The organism is Erythrobacter sp. CCH5-A1, assembly GCF_001557115.1.
In the GTDB taxonomy this organism is placed as follows: domain Bacteria; phylum Pseudomonadota; class Alphaproteobacteria; order Sphingomonadales; family Sphingomonadaceae; genus Erythrobacter.
In genome coordinates, this window is sequence record NZ_LSKQ01000100.1 from 25,903 (window position 1) to 45,823 (window position 19,921).

A 19,921-nucleotide genomic window follows, 5' to 3' on the forward strand; every position below is an offset into this window, starting at 1 on the left:
GCCCTTTCCGCCGCTCGCCCTTAAGTGCGCCCCCGATCATGAACACCATTGGCCTTCCCGACAATGCCGGACAGCTGACCTTCGCTGTCCCCAAGGGGCGCATCCTCGACGAGGCGCTGCCGGCGATGGCGCGCGCCGGGGTGGAGCCTGCCGCCGATTTCCACGATCCCAAGAGCCGCGCGCTCGCCTTCGGCACCACCCGCCCCGACATGCGCCTCATCCGCGTGCGCGCCTTCGATGTCGCGACCTTCGTCGCCCACGGTGCGGCGCAGGTGGGGATCGTCGGCTCGGACGTGATCGAGGAATTCGACTACGCCGATCTCTACGCCCCGGTCGATCTCGGCATCGGCCTGTGCCGGCTGTCGGTCGCGCGGATGGCGACGGACACCGACGAGCCAGGCAGCACCAGCCACCTGCGCGTCGCGACCAAATATCCGAGCCTCACCCGTCGCCACTTCGAAGCGGCCGGCGTGCAGGCCGAATGCGTCAAATTGAACGGCGCGATGGAGCTGGCGCCTTCGCTCGGCCTCGCGCGCCAGATCGTCGACCTTGTCTCCACGGGGACCACCCTGCGCGAGAACGGCCTCGTCGAGACCGCGGTGATCCTCGAGATTTCCGCGCGCCTGATCGTCAACCGCACCGCCTTGAAGACCGACCGCCGGGTCGCCGCGCTGGTCGACGCCTTCCGCCGCGAGGCCGAGGACCGCAGCCAGAAAGCCGCCGCCGCATGACCGTGAACCTGCTCTCCACCTTCCAGCCCGACTTCGAGGCGCGGTTCGCGCGGATCGTCGATGCGCGGCGGGAGGCCGACAGCGACGTCGCGGGGCAGGTGTCTTCGATCCTTCAGGCAGTGAAGGGCCGGGGCGATGCGGCCTTGCTGGAATACACCCAGCGCTTCGACGGCTACACGCTGGCAGAGGACAGCGACTGGGTCATTACCCGCGAGCGGTGCGAGCAGGCCTATAACGATCTCGCCCCCGATCTGCGCGACGCGCTCGAACTCGCCGCCGCGCGCATCCGCGCCTATCACGAGGCGCAGCTGCCGGCGAACCGCGACTATGTCGATGCGGCAGGCGTCCGGCTCGGAGCGATCTGGCGGCCGGTGGATGCGGCGGGGCTTTACGTGCCGGGCGGGCGCGCGGCCTATCCCTCCTCGCTGCTGATGAACGCCACTCCGGCGCGGGTCGCGGGCGTGGAGCGGCTGGTGGTCGTCACGCCGACGCCCAAGGGCCAGTCGAACCCGATGGTGCTCGCGGCCGCGCACATCGCGGGGGTGGACGAGATCTGGCGCGTCGGCGGGGCGCAGGCGGTGGGCGCGCTCGCCTATGGCACACAGCGCATCAAGCCGGTCGACGTCATTACCGGCCCCGGCAACGCCTGGGTGGCCGAGGCCAAGCGCCAGCTTTACGGCGTCGTCGGCATCGACATGGTGGCGGGCCCTTCGGAGATTCTGGTGATCGCGGACGGCAAGAACGATCCTGACTGGATCGCCGCCGACCTTCTCTCGCAGGCCGAGCATGACCCGACCTCGCAATCGATCCTCATCACCGACGATGCGGGCTTCGCGCGGCAGGTGGAGGATTGCATCGACCTGCAGATCACCCAGCTCGCCACGGCGAAAACGGCGCGGGCCAGCTGGGACGCGCACGGGGTGATGATCGTGGTCAACGATCTCCTCGCCGAGGCCCCGGCGCTGGCCAACCGCCTCGCCGCCGAGCATGTCGAGATCGCGGTCGACGATCCCGAGCCCTACCTCAAGGCGATCCGCCATGCAGGGAGCATCTTCCTTGGCCGGATGACGCCCGAGGCCGTGGGCGATTATGTCGCCGGACCCAACCACGTGCTGCCGACAGGCCGCCGCGCGCGCTTTTCGAGCGGGCTTTCGGTGCTCGATTTCATGAAGCGCACCAGCTTTCTCGGGCTCGATGCGGCGTCCTTCGCCGCGATCGGCCCGGCCGCCGCAACCCTCGCCCATGCCGAGGGGCTGCCGGCGCACGCCAAATCCGTTGAATTGAGAATCCGATGAATCACCCCGCCCGTTCCAAAGCGCGTTCGGCCGCGCGGCTTGCCGCCGTCCAGGCGCTCTACCAGCAGCACATGGAGGGCACCGCGCTCGCCAGGCTGCTCGATGAATTCCATCAGCACCGGCTGGGCCGCACCATCGACGAGGACGCCTTCGATGCAGCCGAGTACGCCGACGCCGAGGTGCCGTTCTTCGATGACGTGGTGCGCGGGGTCGATGCCCGCCGCGACGAGATCGACGCGCTGGTGGCCAGCAAGCTCGCCAGCGGCTGGAGCCTCGCGCGGCTCGACAAGACGATGCTGCAGATCCTGCGCGCCGGCACCTACGAACTGCTCGCCCGCGCCGATGTGCCAGCCCCTGTGGCGATCAACGAATATGTCGAGGTCGCCAAGGCCTTCTTCGACGACGGTCAGGCCAAGTTCGTCAACGGCATTCTCGATGCGGTGGCGAAAGAGGCGCGTCAGTAGTTCTCTTCCGTTCACCCTGAGCTTGTCGAAGGGTTGCCCTTTTCTTCGGAAGAGAAGTGCGGGGCTTCGACAGGCTCAGCCCGAACGGTTATGGGCCATTGTCCATGAACGAGCCTGACTTCATCGCCGCCCTGCGCGCCCTGCCGCTCCACCCGGGCGCGCGCGGGCTCATGGACGATTGCGCGGTGCTGGAGATCGGCTCCGAAACCCTCGTCATCACCCACGACAAGATGGCCGAGGGCACGCATTTCCGCCCCGATGCCGACATGGCGGACGTGGCGTGGAAGCTGGTCGCGACCAATCTTTCGGACCTTGCAGCGAAGGGCGCGGAGCCGGTGGGCGTGCTGCTCGGGCACATGCTGGGGCGTGATGATGCGCGGTTTCTCGAGGGGCTGCGCGCAGTCCTCGAGGCCTTCGACACCCCCTTGCTGGGCGGCGACACGATTGCTGCCGCAGGCCCGCGCGCCCTCGGCCTGACGGCCATCGGGCGGGCGACGTTCACACCGGTTCCGGCGCGGAGCGGCGCGCAGGCGGGGGACGGGGTCTACATCACCGGGCCCGTGGGCCGCGCGATGCTCGGTTTCGAAGGCGATCCCGCCCACCGCGCCGCCTTCGATCGCCCCGTCCCGCGCCTCGCCGAGGGCCGCGCCCTCGCCCCACTGGTGAGCGCGATGATGGACGTGTCTGACGGGTTGCTGCTCGATGCCTTCCGCATGGCCGAGGCGAGCGGGGTGACCCTCGCGCTCGATCCCGCAGCGATCCCCGCCGCCGACCCCACGCGGTTCGATGCGTGCATTCGCTGGGGCGATGATTACGAGCTGCTGTTCACCGCGCCCTCCGCCGCCCTCCCGCACCCGGCCCACCGGATCGGCACCGTCGCCCCGCGCGGCCCCGAACCTTTGCTCCTTGGTGACAACCCGCTCAGCGATCCCGCCACCCTCGGCTACCGCCACGGCTGAGCGCTCCTACACCCCTGCACCCTCACTAATTTGCGCAAACCGGCGCAAAACCGCCCTTGGCACTCGCGGGCGGACTTGCCAGCCCCTTGCAAGCGCCTATGACTGTGCGCCTCGCGCCCGAGGGATCACGAAAGAGGCGCGTGCGCCCCCGCAAGGGGGAAGCGACATAAGACGAGAGGGGATTGCTCGTGAATCTATTGCTCATTTCGATTGGGCTGGGTGTGCTTGCCATTGTCTATGGCATCGTCACCAGCTCGCAGGTGCTGGGTGCCAGCGCCGGAAACGCGCGGATGCAGGAGATTGCCGCCGCCATTCAGGAAGGCGCGCAGGCCTACCTCAACCGCCAGTATTCGACCATCGCCATCGTCGGCGTCGTCGTCGCGGCGATCGTCGCCTTTGCGCTCGGCACGACCGCGGTGATCGGATTTGTCACCGGCGCGGTGCTTTCGGGCGTCGCGGGCTATATCGGCATGAATATCTCGGTGCGCTCGAACGTGCGCACGGCCGAGGCAGCCTCGACGGGCCTGCAGGCGGGCCTCACCCTCGCCTTCCGCGCGGGCGCGATCACCGGGATGCTGGTGGCCGGCCTCGCGCTGCTTGCCATTGCGGTGTTTTTTGCCGTGATGATCGGGCCGATGGGCCTTTCCCCGTCGAGCCGCATGGTGATCGACGGGCTTGTCGGCCTTGCCTTCGGTGCCTCGCTGATCTCGATCTTCGCGCGTCTGGGCGGCGGGATCTTCACCAAGGCGGCAGACGTCGGCGCGGACCTTGTCGGCAAGGTCGAAGCAGGCATCCCCGAGGATGACCCGCGCAACCCCGCCGTGATCGCGGACAACGTTGGCGACAATGTCGGCGACTGTGCGGGCATGGCCGCGGACCTGTTCGAGACCTATGTCGTCACGGTCGGCGCGACCATGGTGCTGACCGCGCTGCTGCTCACCGACCTCGGCGATCTGCTGCTGCCGATGATGGCGCTGCCGCTGCTGATCGGCGGCGTGTGCATCGTCACCTCGATCTTGGGCACCTATTTCGTGCGCCTCGGCGGGGGGACCAACGTGATGGGGGCCATGTACAAGGGCTTCATCGTCACCGCCGTCACCTCGATTCCGGCGATCTACGGCGTGATGACCTATGTGCTGGGCGACATGCGCCGGGTAATCGCGGGCGGATCGGAAGAGACCACGCAGGTTGTCGACTCAGCCACCGGCGAGAGCATCACGCAGACCACGATCACGCTCGGCTTTTCGGGCATGAGCCTGTTCCTGTGCGCCCTGCTCGGCCTCGTCATCACCGGCCTCATCATCTGGATCACCGAGTATTACACCGGCACCAAGTACCGCCCGGTGCGCTCGATCGCCAAGGCCTCGGAAACCGGCCACGGCACCAACGTGATCCAGGGCCTCGCGATCAGCCTCGAGGCGACCGCGCTGCCGACGCTGGTGATCGTTGCGGGCATCATCATCGCCTATGGCCTCGCTGGCCTCATGGGGATCGCCTATGCGGCGACCGCGATGCTGGCGCTCGCGGGCATGGTCGTGGCGCTCGACGCCTATGGCCCGGTCACCGACAACGCCGGGGGCATTGCGGAAATGTCCGGGTTGGACGATTCCGTGCGCGAAAAAACCGACCTGCTCGATGCGGTGGGCAACACCACCAAGGCCGTGACCAAGGGCTATGCCATCGGCTCTGCGGGCCTCGGCGCGCTGGTGCTGTTCGCGGCCTACACCACCGACCTTCGCACCTTCTTCCCCGATGCGAACGTCGACTTCAGCCTGGAAAACCCCTTCGTGATCGTGGGGCTCCTGCTCGGCGCATTGCTGCCCTACCTGTTCGGAGCGATGGGGATGACCGCGGTCGGCCGCGCGGCGGGCGACGTGGTGATCGACGTGCGTGACCAGTTCCGCGACAATCCGGGGATCATGGCGGGCACCTCCAAGCCCGACTATGCCCGCACTGTCGACCTTGTCACCAAGGCGGCGATCAAGGAGATGATCATCCCCTCGCTGCTGCCCGTTCTGGCGCCGGTGGTGGTGTACTTCGTCATCACCGCGATCGCGGGGCAGGATAACGGCTTCGCGGCGCTGGGCGCGCTGCTGCTCGGCGTGATCGTGGGCGGGCTCTTCGTCGCGCTCTCGATGACCGCGGGCGGCGGGGCGTGGGACAACGCCAAGAAGTATATCGAGGACGGCCATCACGGCGGCAAGGGCTCCGAAGCCCACAAGGCCGCGGTGACGGGCGACACGGTCGGCGATCCCTACAAGGACACGGCGGGCCCGGCGGTCAACCCGATGATCAAGATCACCAACATCGTCGCGCTGCTGCTGCTCGCGGCGCTGGCGCACGCTGCGGCCTGATCCTTCCGGCTCAGGCTGACATCCTTAACCCCGCCGGGCATGGTCCCGGCGGGGTTTATCTTTGCCCGCAGCCCTGTCCCTGCCTCGGACAGCGCCCTCCCGCGCTGAGGCTTTCTTAATCGCCCTGTGCCATCAACCTGTATGAATTCGCAGATTGATGCGGGAAGACGGGGTTAACGGTGATGGACATGGGGTCGGCGAGCAGCTTTCGCACCCGCGCGCGGCAGCCTGCCGCCCGGGCCGAACTGCGCCTGCTGACCCTCGCCGAGCTGGAAGAGCCTGCTGTCCTCGCCGCATGGGAGCGCCTCGTCGCCCGCGCGGCGGAGCCCAATCCCTTCTTCGAGCCCTGGTATCTCATCCCCTCGCTGCGCCAGTGGGGTGAGGGCGTCAGGGTCAAGGCGTGGTTCCATGACGGGCGGCTCGCCGGGCTGATGCCGGTGGCGCGGGCCGCGCGCTATTACGGCCACCTGCTCACCCATGCGAGCGTCTGGCTCCACGCCAATGCCTTTTGCGGGGTGCCGCTGGTGGCCGCGGGGCTGGAGGAGGCCTTTTGGGAAGCCCTCCTCGCGCATTTCGACCACCGTGCAGCCCGTGCGCTGTTCCTGCACCTGCCGCAGATGCCCGCCGAGGGCCCGGTTGTCGCCGCGCTCACCCGCGTCCTCGACCGCTCGGGCCGGATGCACTACGTCGCCGCGCAAGAGGCCCGCGCGATGCTGACCGGCGAGACCTCGGCCGCCGCCTATCTCGAAGCCTCGATGAGCGCCAAGAAGCGCAAGGAACTGCGCCGCCAGCACAACCGCCTCGCCGAGGAAGGCGCGCTCGCCTTCGAGCGGATCGAGGGCGGCGAAGGCATCGCCGAATGGACTGCCGAATTCCTCGCGCTGGAAGCCGCCGGATGGAAGGGCGAGGCAGGCTCCGCCCTCGCCTCGGCCCCCGACACACGCGCGCTTTTCGTGGCCGCGCTGGCAGGGGCGGCGGCGGCGGGGCGGCTCGAGCGGCTTGCGCTGCGGCTCGATGGCCGCGCCATCGCCATGCTCGCCAACTTCATCACCGCGCCCGGCGCCTACAGCTACAAGACCGCCTTCGACGAGGCCTATGCGCGCTTTTCTCCGGGAATGCTGCTGCAACTGGAGAACCTCGCCCTGCTCGAGCGCGAGGGCATCCAGTGGGCCGATAGCTGCGCGGTGGAAGGCCACCCGATGATCGAACGCCTTTGGCGCGATGCGCGCCGCATGGCGAGCTTTAACATCGCCATCGGCGGCCTGCCCCGCCGCACCGCCTTCCGCCTGCTCAAGGCCTACGAGACCCGTCCGAGGAGCTCCACATGAACGCCCCCGCCACCTTCGCCGACGCCCTGCCCCAGACCGTGTTCGACGCCCCCGCGCGTGCGAAATTTGCCCGGCACTATCCCGAGCAGCCGCATATCCTCCGCCACGGGCTCACCAGCCACCCGCTGCTCGAAATCGAGGCGCTTGCGCAGCTGGCCGAGCAGCTCCCGCTCACCAGCGTCGAATACAATCGCGGCGACCTTCCCATCGGGGTCGACGGCAAGCCCGGCTCCAATGGGCTGACCATCGCCGAGACGATCCGCAAGGTCGCTGAGGCCGAAAGCTGGGCGGTGCTCAAGAACATCGAGCAGGTGCCCGCCTACGAGGCGCTGCTGATGGGCCTGCTCGAGGAAATCCGCCCCGAGATCGAGGCCGCCACCGGCGCGATGCTCAACCCGCAAGGGTTCATCTTCATCTCGAGCCCCGGGGCGGTGACGCCCTACCACTTCGATCCCGAGCACAACATCCTGCTCCAGATCCGGGGCAGCAAGGTGATGACCCAGTTCCCGGCCGGCGACACCCGCTTCGTGTCGGACGTGTTCCACGAGACCTATCATTCGGGCGGCCCGCGCGAATTGAAATGGGACGATGCGATGCTCCCCCACGGCACCGAGTTCCCGATCGGCCCCGGCGAGGCGCTGTTCGTGCCCGTCATGGCCCCGCATTTCGTGAAGAACGGCCCCAGCCCTTCCGTCTCGCTGTCGATCACCTGGCGGTCCGAATGGAGCTACCGCGAGAGCGAGGCGCGCACCTTGAACGGCATTCTGCGCGCGCGCGGGTTCACGCCCAAGGCCCCCGGCCGCTTCCCGCACCAGAACTACGCCAAGGCCTATGCCTATCGGATCCTGCGCAGGCTTGGCTTGACGGGTTCGTAAGGGGCAAGCATGGCCGCGTGCCATGAGTGACACGCCCACCAACGAAGAACTGGTCGCCGGCCTCGTCCGGCTGCTGACGGTCGAGAAGCGCGCCGCCGATGTCTATGCCGGCCGCCCGCAGCAGGACGGGATCGGGCGGGTGTTCGGCGGGCAGGTGCTCGCGCAGGCCTTGCAGGCGGCGCAGGCGACCGTCACCGACGGCAAGGCCGCGCATTCGCTTCACGCCTATTTCCTGCGCGGCGGGCGCGAGGGGGCGGGGATCGAATACCGCATCGAGCGCGATTTCGACGGGAGGAGCTTCGCCAACCGCCGCGTCGTCGCCTCGCAGGAGGGCGAGGACGGGATGCCCGTCCCGATCCTCAACCTCACCGCCAGCTTCCAGCTGCCCGAGGAGGGCCTCGAGCATATCGATTCGCCCATGCCCGATGTTGCCCTGCCCGAGACCCTGCGCCCCGACATGGAACTGCGCCGCGAGATCGCCGCGCAGTGGGGCGACAAGCTCTCCGACCTGCAGCGCCGCATGATGCTCCGCCCCCGCCCGATCGAGATGCGCACCATCGACCGTCTGCACTGGATGAGCCGCGAACCGCGCGAGCCCCGCGCGCATACGTGGTTCAAGGTCTGCGCCCCGATCACCGGAGAGGCCGACACGCCCGAACTGCACCGCGCGATCATCACCTATGCCAGCGACTACACCCTGCTCGGCACCAGCGCGCTGCCGCACGGCCTCAGCTGGATGCGCGGCGAGCTGGTCGGCGCGAGCCTCGACCATGCCCTGTGGTTCCACCGGGAAGCGCGCGCGGACGAATGGCTGCTCTACGCCACCGACGCGCCGTGGAGCGGCGGCGGGCGCGGGTTCAACCGCGGGCGCATCTTCAACCTCGCAGGCGAACTCGTGGCGAGCGTCGCGCAGGAGGGGATGATGCGAAGGAGGGTCAAGGGCTAAGCCCCGCTTGCGGCGAAGCGATCCGGCCGCGCCTTGCCCCGTTGCAGGCACTGACCGATAAGCGCGCGATGCTCCGGATCGACCCGTTCCACGCGATTCTCGCCAACAACCTGTTGCAGAACGTGGTCAATTTCACGGTCTGGTTTGCGCTCGTCTTCTGGGCCTATCTCGAAACGCAGTCGGTGTTCGTCACCGGGATGATCGGCGGCATCCATCTGCTGTTCACCGGCGGCTTTGCGATCTGGTTTGGGTCTCTGGTCGATCATCACCGTAAGAAGCCGATCATGCTCGGATCGAGCGCGGCCTCGCTGGCGCTCTATGCGTTAGCGCTCGGGGTCTACCTCGTCACGCCCGAGGAGGCGCTGAAGCAGACCGGTAGCTGGCCGCTGTGGGGCTTCATCGTGCTGGTCATGCTCGCGGTGATCGCGGGCAATATCCGCATGATTGCGCTCGCCACGCTGGTCACCCTGCTGATCCCGCCCGAGCGGCGCGACAAGGCCAATGGGCTGGTGGGGATGGTCGGCGGCCTCGGTTTCCTCGTCACCTCGGCGATCAGCGGCTTTCTGGTCGCGTGGGACGGCATTCGCGGCCCGCTGGTGCTGGCGATCGGCTTCAGCGCGCTCCCCATCGTGCATCTGCCGCTGGTGCGGTTCGAGGATCCCGTGCCCGAGGCGACCTCGCAGGACGGGCGCCGCGACATCGACCTGAGGGGCACAATCCGCGTCGTGGCGGCGGTGCCGGGGCTGTTCGCGCTGATCCTGTTCGCGACCTTCAACAACCTTTTGGGCGGCGTGTTCATGGCGTTGATGGACGGCTATGGCCTGTCGCTGATGAGCGTCGAGGCATGGGGCATGCTGTGGGCGATCACGTCCTGCGCCTTCATCGCCAGCGGCATCGTGATCGCGCGCGTCGGCCTCGGCAGGAAGCCGCTGCGCACGCTGCTGCTCGTCAACCTCGTCACCTGGACCGCGGCGAGCCTGTTCACCGTCCAAGCCTCGATCGTCCTGCTGGCGGTGGGCTGCGCGGTGTGGATGTTCTTCGGCCCCTTCGCCGAGGCCGCCGAGCAGACGACGCTGCAACGGGTCGTCCCCTTCGAGCGGCAGGGGCGCGTGTTCGGCTTTGCCCAGTCGGTCGAGCAGGCTGCCTCGCCGTTAACCGCCTTCCTGATCGGGCCGCTGACGCAGTTCGTCGCGATCCCCTACATGACCGACGGCGCGGGCGCGGCGCTGATCGGCGGGTGGTTCGGCACCGGCCCGGCGCGCGGAATGGCACTGGTGTTCTGCATCACCGGCCTGTTGGGGGTGGTGCTGACGCTTTTCGCCTTCGCCTCGCGCTCCTACCGGCTGCTGTCCGAGGCCTACGAGACTGCGCCCGGGGAAGCCCCGCGCGCCTAGTGCGCCAACAATACAGGCATCGCGGGCTCGCTCAGCATGTGGCGCGTGACGCCGCCCAGCACCAGTTCGGCGAGGCGCGAATGGCCATAGGCGCCCATCACCAGCAGCGCGCATTCGCGCATCTGGGCCGCCGAGAACAGTGTATCGGCAATCCGCGCCTCCCCGCGCGGGATCTCGACGATCTCGCAGGGGATGCCGTGGCGGGCGAGATATTTTGCGCCCTCGGTGCTGGGCAGGTCGAAGCGTTTTCCCTCCCCCGCCTCCTCGACCACGCAGGCGAGCGTCACCTTCACCGAGCACGCCAGCAACGGCACCGCCGCGCGCAGGGCGTGGGCGCTCTCGGCCGAGCCGTTCCACGCGACCAGCATCGGCGCGCCGACATCGAAGCTATTCATGCCCTCGGGCACCACCAGCACCGGCACGGGCGCGCGCGTCACCACATCGCCGACCAGCGCGGACGGGCCATTGCCGTCCATCCCCGGCTCGCACGGGCCCATGATGACGATATCGGCGAGCGGCGAGGCCTCGATCAGGCGCTGGCTGGCGACGCCATATTCGAAGCGCCAGTCGAAGGGCACGCCCTCGTGCTCAAGCTCGGCCTCGATCTTCGCCCGCAGCTTGTCGGCATTCTCGCGGATCACCGGCAGCGCAGCCGCCACGGCCGAGCCATAGAAGTCGCCCGGCATGAACACGTCGTAGCTCACCGCCTGGAGGCAGGTGATGTGGCCGTTGGTGCTGCGGGCCATATCGAGCGCGACTTGCAGGCGGGCCTGCATGGCCTTGTCGTGGTCGATGTGCAGCAGGATCGATTTCATCGCGGGTCTCCCATTGGTGATGAGGATGATCGCCCCGGACGTCGTGTCTGGCTTTGACCCGGATCAATTTTCGTATCGGGTCCACGTGCGCGCGCCATAGCACCTTGCCAGAGATAAAGCGCGGCCTCATTCTGCATGGCGAGGGAGAGACCAATGCAGATCATGCGCCACCCGCCGGTGAAGACCAGCCTCGAGCCGTCGAACCACCCCTATCTGACCGGCCCGTGGACGCCGCTCCACGAAGAGGTGGACGTCGCCGAACTGCGGGTGATCGCAGGCGAAATCCCGGCGGATATCGACGGCATCTACCTGCGCAACACCGAGAACCAGGTGCACCAGCCGCTCGGCCGCCATCATCCCTTCGATGGCGATGCGATGATCCATCAGGTCAACATCTCCGGCGGCAAGGCGAGCTACCGCAACCGTTTCGTGAGGACGCATTGCTTCGAGGCCGAGCAGATCGCGGGCCGCTCGCTGTGGGGCGGGCTGATGGACCCGTGGGGCACATCGGTGCGCCCCGGCTTCGGCGCGCACGGTGGCCTCAAGGATACGGGCTCGACCGACATCATCGTCCACGCCGGCACGGCCTACGCGACGCTCTACCAGTGCGGCGAGGCGTGGATGCTCGACCCCGTCACGCTGGGGAGCCGCGGCAAGGCGCCGTGGGTGCCGCTCGACGGCATTTCGGCCCACCCCAAGGTGGACGAGGGGACGGGCGAGATGATGTTCTTCAACTATTCGAAGCACGCGCCTTTCATGCATTACGGGGTGGTCGATCGCACCGGCGCGCTGGTGCATTACGTCCCCATTCCCCTGCCCGGCCCGCGCCTGCCGCACGACATGGCGATCACCAAGAACTGGTCGATCCTCAACGACATGCCGCTGTTCTGGGACGAGGAGCTGCTCACCCGCAACATCCACGCCGCGCGGCTGCACGAGGGGGTGCCGACCCGCTTTGCCCTGATCCCGCGTCATGGCCAGCCGGAGGATATCCGCTGGTTCGAGGCCGCACCGACCTACGTGCTCCACTGGACCAATGCGTGGGAAGAGGGCGACGAGGTGGTGCTCGAAGGCTACCATCAGGCCAAGCCCATGCCCGATCCGCTCGAGGAAATGGGCCGCTACAGCCACATGATGGCCTATGTCGACGAGCACTCCTTCCAGAGCCGCCTCCACCGCTGGCGCTTCAACCTCAAGACCGGCGAGACCCGCGAGGAGCGCCTCAGCGACAAGATCGTCGAATTCGGGATGATCAACCCGGCCTACGCGATGCACAAGAGTCGCTATGTGTGGTCGACCACCACGCGACCCGGCTGGTTCCTGTTCAACGGCTATGTCCGCCACGACACCGCAACCGGCGAGGAACAGGTCTACCGCCTGTCCGAGGGGGTCTATGCAAGCGAGAGCCCGATGATTCCGCGCAAAGGTGCAACGGCTGAGGACGATGGCTACCTCGTCACCTTCCTGATCGACGAGAACACCGGCACCTCGCAATGCGCGATCCTCGATGCTTCGGACATCGCCAAGGGCCCGGTCTGCCGCCTCGCGCTGCCGCACAAGATCTGTTCGGGGACACATTCGGTGTGGGTCGAGCACGACCAGCTGCGCAAGGATGCCGCCTTCCACCGCGAGCGGCTCGTTTCCGCCTGACGTCACGGCGTCACGCCGCCGGTCGATGGGCCTCGCGCGCTCGTCGCCCGCGTCCTTGCGCCGGAAGGCGTCGGGGCCTAGCGCCCCGCGATTGCACATTGCCCCGGGGACTGCCGAATATGACCTTGCGCCTTGCCCTTGCTCTCTCGAGCGCCGCCTCGAGCGTGCTGCTGCTCTCGCTTGCCGCGCCTGCCCTTGCTGAAACGCCAAGCAATTCCGGGACCGCGCCCGAGACCGCCGCCACGCAGGCCCCCCAGTCCGAACACGACAAGCTCTTCGCCCTGTTCGAGGATGCCGACGCGCGCGAACTGGCTCTCAATCCCCTGAGCCGGCTGTTCCGCGGCGATGACGAGAACGCGGGCCGGCTCGGCGATCTGCTGACGGACTCGGGCTTCCTCGCCGCGCGCACCGACATCAAGCTGAACCTCGCCCTGCTCGCGCAGATCGACCGCAGCAAGCTGGGCGAGACCGACCAGCTCGCCTACGACGTGTTCCACTACACTCAGAGCCGCGCGCTGGCGGGGGCCACCGACGAGATGCGCGCGCTTACCGAAGTGCGGCCGCTCAATCACTTCTTCGGGTTCCACACCTTCTACCCGACCTTCGCCAACGGCACCGGCGTGGCGCCGTTCAAGACGCTCGCCAATTACGAGGACAACCTCAGCCGCCACGATGACTACATCGCCTTCATCGACCGCGCGATCGCCAAGTTCCGCGAAGGGATGAAGAGCGGCGTGCTCGAAACTAAGCTGACGGTCGGGATCATGGTCACCCAACTCGATACGCAGCTGGCGACGCCCATTGCGGATTCGCCCTACATGGCGCCCACCAAGGCCTTCCCCGAGGGCATTTCCGATGCCGACAAGTCGCGCCTGACCAAGGCCTACGCCGCCAAGACCGCCGAGATCTACGCCGCCAACACGCGGCTTCGCGATTTCCTGAAGGGTGAATACCTCCCCGCCGCGCGCGAGAGCATCGGCCTTTCCCAGATGAAGGGCGGCGACAAGCTCTATGCCCGCCTCGTCGAAGACTCGACCACCCTCCCGCTCACGCCCGAGACCATCCACCAGCTCGGCCTGTCGGAGGTCGCGCGGATCAAGAGCGAGCTCGAACGGCTTCAGCGCGAGGTGAAGTTCAAGGGCACGCTCACCCAGTTCTTCGACTATGTCCGCACCGATCCCAAGTTCCAGCCCAAGACCCGCGAGGGGCTGACCCAGAGCTATTACGACATCGGCAAGGCGGTCGATGCGAAGATCGGCGCGCTGTTCTCCAAGCTGCCCAAGTCGAAGCTGGAAATCCGCCCCTATGATCCCGCGACCGAGCAGTTCGAGGCCGGCGGCTCCTACCAGTCGGGCTCGGCCGATGGCGAGCGTCCGGGCATCTTCTACTTCAACGCCTATGACCTGCCGAGCCGCCTGACGCCGGGCAATGTCACGCTTTACCTCCACGAAGGCGCGCCCGGGCACCACTTCCAGATCAGCCTTGCGCAGGAGAACGAGGCGCTGCCCGCCTTCATGCGCTATGGCGGGACAACCGCCTATGTCGAAGGCTGGGCGCTCTATGCCGAGACGCTGGGCCACGAGATGGGCTTCTACAAGGACCCGTGGAACCGCTACGGCACCCTGCAGGACGAGATGCTGCGCGCGATGCGGCTGGTGGTCGATACCGGCATCCACGCCAAGGGCTGGAGCCGCGACCAGGCGATCGACTACATGCTCGCCAATTCGGGCATGACCCGCACCGAAGTGGTGGCCGAGGTCGATCGCTACATCGCCATTCCGGGCCAGGCGCTCGCCTACAAGATCGGCGCGCTCAAGATCCAGGAGCTGCGCAGGCGCGCGGCCGACAGGCTGGGTGCGAAGTTCGACATCAAGGCATTCCACGAGGAAGTGCTGAACACCGGCGGGCTGCCGTTGGCGGTTCTGGAAGCCAAGATCGACCGCTGGATCGCGGCGCAGGCGGCGAAGTAGGTCGGCCGGCAGGGCGCGTAAATTAGCCCCGGTCCGCGCCGATGCCGAAGGCGGCGCCAATGTCGCGACCCCATCGCGGCAGGTCGAGGTTGTACACCAGTCCGACATGATTGCGCTGCGGGCCATAGAGTCCGCCTTCGAAGGTGCCGATGACGACACCCCCCTGCCGGTCGCGGAACCTGCCCGACAAACGGTTGGTGGCGATGTCGTGCTCGCCTTCGATGAACAGGTCCGCCTCGAACGTCCGCTGTCCGTCCGAGCCGAAGGCCGCAACGCTGAGCACGCCGAAGAACACCCCGTTGGGGCTCGCATAGTCGGCGCTCTGGATGAAGAAGCCCCCGAAACTGAGCCCGCGTGCGCTTGCCCCGCCGACGTCGAATTCCTTCGAACGGGCAAGGCGCCCGAACTCGTTCGCCGGGTTGCCGAAGATCGAATAGACGATGCGCTGCCCGGTGCCGACACGCGTGTCGATGGTGCGCGCGACAGGGGACGCACGATAGATGGCCATCGACACATGGGTCGGCCCGCCGCTTCGCCCTCGCAGGAACCCGGGACTAAGCGGGCCGATCACCAGCCGCTCCTGCGCACCGCCCGGATCGACCACGCGAAACTCGGGGCTCGATTCGGCCGGACGGGTGGCGCTTATGGTAATATCGTCGTAGCGGAAGGCAATCGTCTCGTCGTTGCCTTGGCGATCAAGGGATATCCGCGCTGTGCTATTGGCGGGGAAAGGGCGCGGCTCGACTAGCTCGGTGCGCTGCACGTTCAGGAAGCTTTCCTGATAGTTGAACAACGTGCCTTCAATCCCCAGCGAGCTTTCGAACGCGAACGGCGCGGCATAGCTGAAAGGGGTGAGCGCGACCGGCGTGGGAGTCGGGGTCGGCGACGGCGATGACGATGGCGGCGGGGTGGTGCCGGTTGACCCGCCGCTCGATCCGCCCCCTCCGCACGACGCGAGCCCAAGCGCGAGCACCGCTGCGAGGCAGCGCAAGTATCCGAAAATCCGCATGAATCGACCCTTTTCAAGCTGTCGAGGGACTTAAACCAAACGCTATGCGGATCAAGCGCAAGATTTTCTGCCGCAGGGCCGTAATCCCCGGAAGTGTTGGCCCGCTGTGTCATCCTTCGTGGTGCTGTTGCATTCGGCAAGCGGCTCAATTCGTCGCATCCGCTGCCCCGATTGCCCGCTCCTGCGGCACGCGGGGCAATCGCGTTCACCTGCGAGCAAGGTGTTGCGCAACACCCCGCCCATCGCGCACAACATCCACAAAGGGCCCACACGGGATCGCAGGGCCCGAACCGCAGGAGCATGACCACTGTGACGACCACCTTCCAACGCCCCCGCAGCCTTGCGCTGCTTGCCCTTCTGGGCGCCGCGAGCGCCTCGGGCCTTGCCGCCCAGACCCAGCCGCAGATCCAGCCGCGTCCCCTGCCCTCGCCGACGATCAGCGAGCAGGACGGGGTGAGCACCACCACCGTCTACGGCGCTCTGCCCCCGCTCGCCGAGCTGGAGGAAGGTCCGCGCGTTTCGGGCATCATCTCCGCGCGAAAGGGCTCGCGCCTCCAGATCACCGCCGATGACGGCTCGGTGCAGCTGGTGACGCTCCACCCCGACACCGAGATCCGCACCCGCGGCGGGTTCCTCGGCATCGGCAACAAGACCCTGGACCAGAATGCGCTGATCAACGGCCTCACGGTGATCGCGAAGACCGTGCGCTATGGCGAGGGGCTGGTGGCGAGCGAAGTGCGCTTCACTGCCGACGATCGCCAGATCGCAGCAATGATCCGCGCCGGCACGCAGCAACAGTTCGGCGAGCAGGGCGCGGCCATCCAGGCCAACGCCGCCGCCACGGAAGCGCTGCGCGGCCGGCTCGGCGATATCGACAAGTACAACTTGAAGAGCACCACCAACGTCTATTTCGACACCGGCAAGTGGGTGATCAGCCCGGCCGCCAAGGCCGAGCTGTGCGCCGCCGCGCAGGCTGCCAATGCCAACGAGAATTCGCTGATGCTGGTGCTGGGCTACACCGATTCGACCGGCTCGCAGGACGTGAACCAGGCCCTCTCGGAAAAGCGCGCCGCGGCGGTGGTCAACCATTTGCAGCAGGTGTGCAAGTGGAAGCCCTACCGCATGCTGACCCCGACCGGCATGGCGACCGCCGATCCGGCCGCCGACAACACCACCGCCGCAGGTCGCGCGCAGAACCGCCGCGTCTCGGTCAACGTGCTGGTGAGCAAGGCGCTCGACGGGCAGTAAGCCTATCCGAAGGCAGGGGCCGGTGCAGCGCCGGGCGCCGCACTGGCCCTTGCTTCACAATCCCGAAAATTGCGTTGGCTTGCCCGGCGGGTGCGGCAGGCCCAGCACCGCATTGACCGACCGGCGCAGCGGATTGGTGCAATAGGACGGCCCGCCGAGATAGTTGACCGAACCCGCCAGCGTCCCCGGCACCCCGCCGCGCCGCAGCAGGACCGAGCCCTTGCTCCCGTCATCGTCCGAGAGGGCCGCGGGATCGCAGGGCCGCAGGTCGAGGCCCCCTGTCCCTCCCCGCTCGTAAATCGCAGCGCACACCAATCGTTCGCCATGAACCTCTTTGCTCCACGCGCCGCCGGGGCGCGACGGCGGGACATTCTCCGACAGCACATGGTTCTTCACCCGCTGGTCGAGCGCGCCCGGGGCGACCGACACCTTCTCCACCGGCGTGTCGTAATAGCGCGCGATCTGCGCCACCAGCGGCCCGCGCCATGGCGCGCGGTCGAACCACTTGTCGAGCCGCTCGGGCGATCCGAAATCGAGATCGAGCGACCAGCGCACCTGGTTCGACCAGCAATCGCCCAGCCGGTCGCCCTTCTGGCCGCGGATCGCGATGTCGTCGGGCACCCCCAGCCCCTCGCCGACCAGCGCGCGGCCATCGTCAAAGAACGCGCCCTGCGAATCGATCATCATCGTCGCCACCGGCACGCCGATCGCGCCGAGCACCAGCGCAGTCCCGGTGATCCGCATCGGGCCGCGGCGCAGCTCCTGCGGGGTCAGGCCCTTGGCAAGCAGCACCGCGATCGCGACCAGCACCATGGGCACGATCATCATGGTAAGGATGACGAACTGGTTGACGTCCATCCCGCCGCCATAGCGCGGCAGGCGTTAATGCGGGGTTGGGGCGCCCCTATCCGCCCGCGTGGTAGAAATCATAGACCTTGCGCGCGACCGTGGCGCTTACCCCGGGCGCGCGTTGCAGATCCTCGAGCGCCGCCGCGCGCACCTTGCTCGCGGTGCCGAAATGGAGGAGCAGCGCGCGCTTTCGCGCCGGGCCGATGCCGGGGATCTCGTCGAGCGGCGAGGCGGTGATCGCCTTCGAACGCTTGGCCCGGTGCGCGCCGATGACATAGCGGTGCACCTCGTCGCGCAGGTTCTGCAGGTGGAACAGCAGCGGCGAATTGACCGGCAGCAGCTTCTCGCGCCCGTCGGGGAAGTGGAACACCTCGCGCCCCTCGCGCCCGTGGTGCGGGCCCTTGGCGATGCCGATCACCGCGATGTCGTCGGCGATACCGACCTCCTCGAGCACCCGCATGACGCTGGAGAGCTGCCCCTTGCCGCCATCGATCAGTATGAGGTCGGGGAGCGTCGTCTCGTGCCCGCCCGCCTTCACCTCGGGGTTCTCCTCGCCTTCGGCAAAATTACGGAACCGCCGCGTCATCACCTCGCGCATCATCGCGAAGTCGTCGTTGGTCTGCGCCTCGCGGATGTTGAACTTGCGGTACTGGCCCTTCTCGAAGCCCTCCGGCCCCGCCACCACCATCGCGCCCACCGCCTTGGTGCCCTGGATATGGCTGTTGTCATAGACCTCGATCCGCTGCGGGGGCGTGTCCAATTCCAGAAACTCGGCGAGCTCCCGGTTGAGGCGCGCCTTGGTGCCGGTCTCGGCCAGCCGCCGTTCGAGCGCTTCGACCGCGTTCCGCTGCGCCTGCTCCATCAGCTTGCGCCGGTCGCCGCGCTCGGGGATCGAAAGCCGCACCTTGCGCCCCGCAACTTCGGAGAGCGCGGCCTCGATCAGCTCGGCCTCAGGCAGTTCGCGGTCGACCAGAATGGTCGGCGGCGGGGGCACTTCCTCGTAGAATTGCAGCATCACATCGGCGAGCACCTGCGCCTCGTCCACATCCGCCGTGTGGCGCGGGAAGAGCGCGCGGTGGCCCCAGTTCTGCCCGCCGCGGATGAAAAAGGACTGGACGCTCATCTGCCCGTTCTTGGCGGCGAGCGCGAACACGTCTGCATCGCCCAGACCTTGCGCATTGATCGCCTGGCTTCCCTGAATGAAGGTCGCCGCCCTGAGGCGGTCGCGCAGCATCGCCGCAGTCTCGAAATCGAGGTTCGCCGCCGCCTCGGCCATCTGCCGTTCCAGATCGGCCTGCACCGCGCCCGACTTGCCCGAGAGGAAATCCTTCGCCTGCCGCACCAGCGCGTCATAGCCCGGCTCGTCGATCCGGCCGACGCAGGGCGCCGAGCAGCGCTTGATCTGGTAGAGCAGGCACGGCCGGTCGCGGTTGTTGAAGAAGCTGTCGGTGCAGCTCCGCAGCAGGAACAGTTTTTGCAATGCATTCAGCGTCGTGTTGACGCTCCCGGCGCTGGCGAAGGGCCCGTAGTAATTGCCCTTGGCCCGCCGCGCGCCGCGGTGCTTCTGGATGCGCGGGTAGGCGTGGTCGGCGCGCAGCAGGATGAAGGGGAAGCTCTTGTCGTCCCTCAGCAGCACGTTGAAGGGCGGGCGGAAGCGCTTGATCAGCTGCGCTTCCAAGAGCAGCGCCTCGGCCTCGGAATTGGTGATTACGATTTCCATCGAGCGCGTCTGGCTGACCATGCGCTGCAAGCGACCCGAAAGCTGCGCGATCTGCGTGTAATTCGCCACCCGCGCCTTCAGCGAGCGCGCCTTGCCCACATAGAGCACCTCGCCCCGCGCATCGAGCATCCGGTAGACCCCGGGGACGGGCTTCAGCACCTTCACCGTCTCGCGGATCGCGCGCACCCCGCCTTCGAGATCGGGCTGGGCGCTGGCGACGGTCTGCGCGGCGCGCGCCTCGTTGAAGCGTTCGGCGCCACGGGGGTCGTGGGGAGTGCCGGCAGGGGTTAGGGACATGGGGGTGAGATAGGGAC

16 protein-coding genes are annotated in these 19,921 nt (G+C 67.5%); 12 read left to right on the forward strand and 4 right to left on the reverse strand.

Going from position 1 to position 19,921, the window contains the following annotated elements; genetic code table 11:
* The first annotated feature begins 38 nt into the window (after positions 1 to 38).
* The 9 genes from hisG (at position 39) to AX708_RS04950 (ending at position 10,346) form a co-directional block, all read left to right on the forward strand.
* Complete coding sequence (gene hisG / locus AX708_RS04910; protein ID WP_066532238.1) at positions 39 to 731, forward strand: ATP phosphoribosyltransferase; 693 nt, start codon at positions 39 to 41, stop codon at positions 729 to 731.
* On the forward strand, positions 728 to 2,026 hold the full coding sequence (gene hisD, locus AX708_RS04915; RefSeq protein WP_066532236.1) for a histidinol dehydrogenase: 1,299 nt from the start codon (positions 728 to 730) through the stop codon (positions 2,024 to 2,026). Before hisG ends, hisD begins: the two co-directional genes overlap by 4 nt.
* A complete protein-coding gene (gene nusB / locus AX708_RS04920) occupies positions 2,023 to 2,490 on the forward strand; it encodes a transcription antitermination factor NusB (protein WP_066532230.1) in 468 nt (155 codons plus the stop codon). The genes hisD and nusB overlap by 4 nt, the downstream gene beginning before the upstream one ends.
* A 104-nt stretch (positions 2,491 to 2,594) precedes the next feature.
* Positions 2,595 to 3,449, forward strand: a complete 855-nt coding sequence (gene thiL / locus AX708_RS04925; protein WP_066532226.1) for a thiamine-phosphate kinase — start codon at positions 2,595 to 2,597, stop codon at positions 3,447 to 3,449.
* 188 nt (positions 3,450 to 3,637) lie between these two features.
* Complete coding sequence (locus tag AX708_RS04930; protein WP_066532224.1) at positions 3,638 to 5,803, forward strand: sodium-translocating pyrophosphatase; 2,166 nt, start codon at positions 3,638 to 3,640, stop codon at positions 5,801 to 5,803.
* A 182-nt stretch (positions 5,804 to 5,985) separates the two neighbouring features.
* A complete protein-coding gene (locus AX708_RS04935; protein ID WP_197426256.1) occupies positions 5,986 to 7,131 on the forward strand; it encodes a GNAT family N-acetyltransferase in 1,146 nt (381 codons plus the stop codon).
* Entirely contained in the window at positions 7,128 to 8,006 is an 879-nt protein-coding gene (locus AX708_RS04940; RefSeq protein WP_066532222.1) for a cupin-like domain-containing protein, read from the forward strand. Before AX708_RS04935 ends, AX708_RS04940 begins: the two co-directional genes overlap by 4 nt.
* Before the next feature lie 22 nt (positions 8,007 to 8,028).
* Positions 8,029 to 8,952 carry an acyl-CoA thioesterase II gene (locus AX708_RS04945; RefSeq protein WP_066532221.1) on the forward strand — a complete coding sequence of 308 codons (924 nt, stop codon included), beginning with the start codon at positions 8,029 to 8,031 and terminating at the stop codon, positions 8,950 to 8,952.
* A 68-nt stretch (positions 8,953 to 9,020) separates the two neighbouring features.
* On the forward strand, positions 9,021 to 10,346 hold the full coding sequence (locus AX708_RS04950; protein WP_066532473.1) for an MFS transporter: 1,326 nt from the start codon (positions 9,021 to 9,023) through the stop codon (positions 10,344 to 10,346).
* Here AX708_RS04950 and AX708_RS04955 read toward each other — a convergent pair.
* Positions 10,343 to 11,161 (reverse strand): universal stress protein, encoded by an 819-nt coding sequence (locus AX708_RS04955; RefSeq protein ID WP_066532220.1) that lies wholly within the window; start codon positions 11,159 to 11,161, stop codon positions 10,343 to 10,345. The two genes, AX708_RS04950 and AX708_RS04955, sit on opposite strands and share 4 nt — an antisense overlap.
* 153 nt (positions 11,162 to 11,314) lie before the next feature.
* Between AX708_RS04955 and AX708_RS04960 the strand changes: the two genes are divergently transcribed.
* Positions 11,315 to 12,811, forward strand: coding sequence for a carotenoid oxygenase family protein (locus tag AX708_RS04960; protein WP_066532218.1), 1,497 nt, complete (start codon positions 11,315 to 11,317; stop codon positions 12,809 to 12,811).
* Positions 12,812 to 12,930: 119 nt separating this feature from the next.
* Entirely contained in the window at positions 12,931 to 14,781 is a 1,851-nt protein-coding gene (locus AX708_RS04965) for a DUF885 family protein (RefSeq protein WP_066532216.1), read from the forward strand.
* 22 nt (positions 14,782 to 14,803) lie between these two features.
* Here the strand turns inward: AX708_RS04965 and AX708_RS04970 are convergent, their stop codons facing one another.
* Complete coding sequence (locus tag AX708_RS04970) at positions 14,804 to 15,790, reverse strand: hypothetical protein (protein ID WP_066532214.1); 987 nt, start codon at positions 15,788 to 15,790, stop codon at positions 14,804 to 14,806.
* 309 nt (positions 15,791 to 16,099) lie between these two features.
* On the opposite strand from AX708_RS04970, the gene AX708_RS04975 reads away from it, so the two are divergent.
* Positions 16,100 to 17,038, forward strand: coding sequence for an OmpA family protein (locus tag AX708_RS04975; protein WP_197426345.1), 939 nt, complete (start codon positions 16,100 to 16,102; stop codon positions 17,036 to 17,038).
* 54 nt (positions 17,039 to 17,092) lie between these two features.
* On the opposite strand, the gene AX708_RS04980 is transcribed toward AX708_RS04975, so the two are convergent.
* Together AX708_RS04980 and uvrC are read right to left on the reverse strand one after the other, a co-directional pair.
* Entirely contained in the window at positions 17,093 to 17,896 is an 804-nt protein-coding gene (locus tag AX708_RS04980) for a hypothetical protein (RefSeq protein ID WP_066532210.1), read from the reverse strand.
* A 46-nt stretch (positions 17,897 to 17,942) separates the two neighbouring features.
* Positions 17,943 to 19,904 carry an excinuclease ABC subunit UvrC gene (gene uvrC / locus AX708_RS04985; protein WP_066532207.1) on the reverse strand — a complete coding sequence of 654 codons (1,962 nt, stop codon included), beginning with the start codon at positions 19,902 to 19,904 and terminating at the stop codon, positions 17,943 to 17,945.
* Positions 19,905 to 19,921: the final 17 nt, after the last annotated feature.